The following is a 4,553-nucleotide window of genomic DNA, read 5'->3' as shown; positions in this document are numbered from 1 at the left end:
CAGGTCTCATAAGGCCTCTTGACCTTACCAGTATGGGAATCCCTATTCCTGTCCCTGCGCTGTCGCCGTCACACAAACGGCTTGAATTTCGTCAAGTTAAAGATGCTCATTGAAGCATCGCCGCATTGAGGCTATCGATTGCCAATGGACATGATGTATCGAATCATTTGCAGAAGGCTGCTGATTCTGATCAGGCTGGTGATCATTGTATCGCTGACCGGGTACTCATTTTCCAATGCGACCGCAGCAATGCATGGCCAAAGTTCCGCGGCGGCGAAACCATCCGCTATCTCGCAGAGCAACCATCACGGTTCGGACCAGGCTTCCCATGACAACCACGGCGGTGACATGGACGGCCAAGATCGCGGCGCAAGCAAGCTTGTCAAACAGGAATGCTGCGGCGACTATTGCGTAAGCATGGCTGTTCCTATCGGTCATGTCGCGATTAGCGGACCCGCCATGGAAACCCTTCGGTTCTTTGTCGACGATAGCAAGGCTGTCGGCCAGACCCCCGTCCTTCACCGCCCCCCAAATATCTGAACAGGCAAGGCCTGCCTCTCGGGCATTAACCGTGCGTCTACGGCTTCCAGCCGTTGCGCCGAGACATCTCCTGTTCGGATTTCACCATGAACCACATTTATATCGTGGTCGCACTGCCCTTATTGCTTGGCAGTTGCGCAGCCACATCCATAGGCGAGATCGCCACCTTCGATGACGCGGCCAACCCCGCGCTCGGGGTAACCCCCATTCGCTACTCCACCCCCGTCTCCGGGTATTCACACCGCTTGCCTGTCGACCCTAAGCCATGGCGCAGGCAAAACGATGCCCAGGCTCCTCAAGGAGACGCGTCATGACGGTCGGCATCTTCAAAATTGTTGCAGCACTTGCCGTGCCTTTCGTTCTTGGCGGCTGCGTCGCCGCCACCGACTACGCGTCCGCGGACGCCGGTTTCGCCAACGTCTCCCTCAAGGCATCAGAAACCACCGGCAAACAGACGGTGTGGGTGCAGAACCGCGCCGAGGCGCAGGCTGCCTCTGCTCGCGTCAAGGAACTGATGGCGCGTAAGACGATCGACGTCGAGACAGCGGTGCAGGTCGCGCTCCTGAACAACAAGGGGCTTCAGGCAGCCTATGCGGATCTTGGAGATTCCGCGGCGGATGCCTGGCAGTCGACCATGCTGGTTAATCCCACCGTCGGCATGGGTCTGACGGGGATCGGTACGCAGGGACTCGAGGCCTACAAGGCTATCGAAGGTGTCGTCGCCACAAACGTCCTGGCGCTGGCCACCCACAAGCGAAACGTCGAGATTGCCGACGCAAACTTCCGCAAGGCTCAACTGGCAGCGGCCCTCAAGACGCTCCAAGTGGCATCAGATACCCGTCGCGCATGGATTTCGACGGTTGCGGCATGGGAAACCGTCGGTCAGCTCGGTCAGGCTCAGGCGGCGGCCGATGCGGCTTCGGAGCTTGCCCAGAGACTCGGAGAGGCCGGTTCGCTGACCAAGGGCGGCCAGGCTCGCGAACACGTTTTCTATGCCGAACTGACCGGCCAAACAGCGAAGGCACGGCTGGAAGCCCGACTCGCGAAAGAAGAGCTGACGAGACTGATGGGACTTTGGGGCGACGATCTCGCCTATCAAATTCCCAATCGCCTGCCGCAACTGCCTAAGGCGTTGGTCAACCGCAACATGATCGAGGCGGAAGCTTTGCAACGTCGTGTCGATCTGCAGATGGCCAAGCTCGATCTGGACGCGACCGCAAAGTCGCTCAAGCTGACAGAGGCGACCCGCTACGTCACCGATCTCGAAATTCTCTCCGGCTTCGAGACTGAACGAGAACTCGAAGATGGCGAAAAACACAAGCAGACGACCGGCAATGTCGAGCTTGAATTCGTCATACCGATCTTCGACACGGGCAAGGCGCGCATGCGCAAGTCCGAGCTCGCCTATATGCGCGCAGCAAACCTTCTCGCAGAAAAAGCCGTCAACGTCCGGTCCGAGGCTCGCTCGGCATACCAGGCATACCGGTCGAACTACGATATCGCCCGGCACTATCGAAACAGCGTCGTTCCGCTTCGCACCAAGATCGAAGAGGAGTCACTGCTGACCTACAACGGCATGATCACCAACACGTTTGAACTGCTCGCCGACAGTCGGGAAAAGGTCAATTCGATCCTCCTCGCCGTCAATGCAAAACGCGATTTCTGGTTGGCCGAAGCCAATCTCGCGCCCGCCATTTATGGCGGCGGTGCGGGTGCGACAGGTGGTGAAACCGACGTCGCCGCGCCTGCCGATAGTGGCGGCGGGCACTGAGAAAGGACAAAGACATGTTCAACCGAAGGCAATTTCTCGGAGCCGGTGCGGCCAGTGCTGCGCTCGCTTCTTCCACGGCCTGGGGTCAGACGTCCAACATGGGGCTGCCTGAAGCAGCCATCATGGAAACGGCGGCGACCCAGACGCCCGTGCGACCGACGACCGGCCCCGATTACAATCCGGTGGTCACTTTGAATGGCTGGACACTCCCGTTCAGGATGAACAATGGCGTAAAGGAATTCCACCTTGTCGCTGAGCCCGTGGAACGCGAGATGGCCGAAGGCATGACCGCCCATCTGTGGGGTTACAACGGCCAATCACCGGGCCCGACGATCGAGGCGGTCGAGGGTGACCGCGTACGCATCTTCGTCACCAACAAGCTGCCGGAGCACACGACCATCCACTGGCACGGCATGATCCTGCCGTCCGGCATGGATGGTGTCGGCGGATTGTCGCAGCCGCATATCCCGGTGGGCAAGACCTTTGTTTACGAGTTCGACCTCGTGAAGTCGGGCACCTTCATGTACCACCCCCATTCGGACGAGATGGTCCAGATGGCGATGGGCATGATGGGCTTCTTCGTCATCCATCCGAAGGACCCGGCGTTCATGCCGGTGGACCGGGATTTCGTGTTCCTGCTCAGCGGCTACGACATCGACCCCGGCACTTACGTTCCGCGCGTCATGGAAATGACCGACTTCAATCTGTGGACCTGGAATAGCCGGGTGTTTCCAGGGATCGATCCGCTGGTGGTTTCCAAGGATGATCGCGTGCGGGTGCGCGTCGGCAACCTGACGATGACGAACCATCCGATCCACATGCATGGATATGACTTCGAGGTCACCTGCACTGATGGTGGATGGGTGCGCCCGGAAGCGCGCTGGCCGGAGGTTAGTATCGATATCCCGGTCGGCGCGATGCGTGCCTACGAGTTCGACGCCAAATATCTCGGCGATTGGGCGATCCATTGCCACAAGTCCCACCACACGATGAACGCCATGGGCCATGACGTCCCGACCTTCATCGGCGTCGACAAGAAATCCGTCACCGAAAAGATCCGAAAGATCCAGCCCGAGTACATGCCGATGGGAACTGCCGGCATGGCCGACATGGGCGAGATGGAGATGGAAATCCCCGAAAACACGGTGCCCATGATGACAGGATGGGGACCCCACGGTCCTATCGAGATGGGCGGCATGTTTTCCGTAGTGAAGGTCCGCGAAGGTATCTCTGCGGGCGATTACTCAGATCCTGGCTGGTACGAAAACCCGCCCGGTACCCAGGCCTGGGAATGGACGGGCGAATTGCCCGACACAACCAAGGCCAAGGATGCAAAGACAAAAATCACCACCGATCATACGAAGCACGGCTGATCGACCCCCTCCCCCCAGCAAAGGGCCACACAATGAAAACTCTAGTGACAGCAATGCTATTTGCAGCAGCACTTTCCACAACAGCACTTGCCTCCGGTTCGCATGAGGGCGGCCATGGGGAAGCCATGGCTGTCGGCGAGCCGGGTCAAAAGGCGCAGGCCACCCAGACAATCCGCGTCACGATGAAGGAGACGGACGACGGCAAGATGATCTTCACGCCGAACACCTTCAAAGTCCGTAAGGGCCAGACCATCGTATTCGCCATCAAAAATGCCGGCGAACTCGACCACGAGTTCGTGCTCGATCAGGAAGACAAGGTCATGGAGCACAAGGCGGTAATGGAAAAGTTTCCTGAAATGGAACATGACGATCCGAACGCGATCCGGTTGGCGGCTGGAAAGTCCGGCGAGATCATCTGGAAATTCACCAATGACGGTACATTCAAGATCGCATGCCTAGTGCCCGGCCACTACGACGCCGGCATGCACGGCGACGTCACCGTGGCCAAGAAATAACCCGAAGGATCAACCCATGAAAACGATTATCAAGCTCGCCTTCGTATCGGTTATCGCGCTGGCCAATGTCTACGGCGCAACCGCAGCCGAATTCACCAAGGGTACCGTAAAAAAGATCGATGCCAAGGCAAAGAAGGTTACCCTCATTCACGAGGAACTAAAGGCACTCGACATGCCAGGAATGACAATGGTCTTCCGCATCAAAGACGAAGCAATGCTGGACAAGTTAAGGGAAGGCTCGAATATCGAGTTCATCGCCGAACGCGTTGATGGCAAACTCATGGTCACCGAAATCAGATAAGGCGAGAGCCGGGCCTTCGCTGGCCCGGCATTCTCCTGTGCGTTCCACTGATA

Annotated in this window: 6 protein-coding genes; all 6 read left to right on the top strand. The window is 58.2% G+C overall.

Going from position 1 to position 4,553, the window contains the following annotated elements; genetic code table 11:
* Positions 1–144 precede the first annotated feature (144 nt).
* The 6 genes from PDO_RS10030 (at position 145) to PDO_RS10010 (ending at position 4,500) form a co-directional block, all read left to right on the top strand.
* Positions 145–540 (top strand): hypothetical protein, encoded by a 396-nt coding sequence (locus tag PDO_RS10030; RefSeq protein ID WP_052023427.1) that lies wholly within the window; start codon positions 145–147, stop codon positions 538–540.
* Positions 541–626: 86 nt separating this feature from the next.
* Complete coding sequence (locus tag PDO_RS29010) at positions 627–854, top strand: hypothetical protein (RefSeq protein WP_007601270.1); 228 nt, start codon at positions 627–629, stop codon at positions 852–854.
* A complete protein-coding gene (locus PDO_RS10025; protein WP_007601269.1) occupies positions 851–2,311 on the top strand; it encodes a TolC family protein in 1,461 nt (486 codons plus the stop codon). Before PDO_RS29010 ends, PDO_RS10025 begins: the two co-directional genes overlap by 4 nt.
* Before the next feature lie 14 nt (positions 2,312–2,325).
* A complete protein-coding gene (locus PDO_RS10020; RefSeq protein WP_007601268.1) occupies positions 2,326–3,684 on the top strand; it encodes a multicopper oxidase family protein in 1,359 nt (452 codons plus the stop codon).
* 32 nt (positions 3,685–3,716) lie between these two features.
* Entirely contained in the window at positions 3,717–4,199 is a 483-nt protein-coding gene (locus PDO_RS10015; RefSeq protein ID WP_007601267.1) for a cupredoxin domain-containing protein, read from the top strand.
* Positions 4,200–4,215: 16 nt separating this feature from the next.
* The gene (locus PDO_RS10010) at positions 4,216–4,500 is read left to right on the top strand and encodes a copper-binding protein (RefSeq protein WP_007601265.1); all 285 of its coding nucleotides are present in this window, start codon (positions 4,216–4,218) and stop codon (positions 4,498–4,500) included.
* Positions 4,501–4,553 lie beyond the last annotated feature (53 nt).

The organism is Rhizobium sp. PDO1-076 (assembly GCF_000247475.1).
Taxonomy (GTDB): Bacteria; Pseudomonadota; Alphaproteobacteria; order Rhizobiales; family Rhizobiaceae; genus Allorhizobium.
This window is presented reverse-complemented; position numbering and strand designations above follow the sequence as displayed.

Excerpts from the sequence above, each read along its gene's own strand:
- PDO_RS10030 (WP_052023427.1), top strand. The coding sequence starts at position 145 with ATGGACATGATGTATCGAATCATTTGCAGAAGGCTGCTGATTCTGATC.
- PDO_RS29010 (WP_007601270.1), top strand. The coding sequence starts at position 627 with ATGAACCACATTTATATCGTGGTCGCACTGCCCTTATTGCTTGGCAGT.
- PDO_RS10025 (WP_007601269.1), top strand. The coding sequence starts at position 851 with ATGACGGTCGGCATCTTCAAAATTGTTGCAGCACTTGCCGTGCCTTTC.
- PDO_RS10020 (WP_007601268.1), top strand. The coding sequence starts at position 2,326 with ATGTTCAACCGAAGGCAATTTCTCGGAGCCGGTGCGGCCAGTGCTGCG.
- PDO_RS10015 (WP_007601267.1), top strand. The coding sequence starts at position 3,717 with ATGAAAACTCTAGTGACAGCAATGCTATTTGCAGCAGCACTTTCCACA.
- PDO_RS10010 (WP_007601265.1), top strand. The coding sequence starts at position 4,216 with ATGAAAACGATTATCAAGCTCGCCTTCGTATCGGTTATCGCGCTGGCC.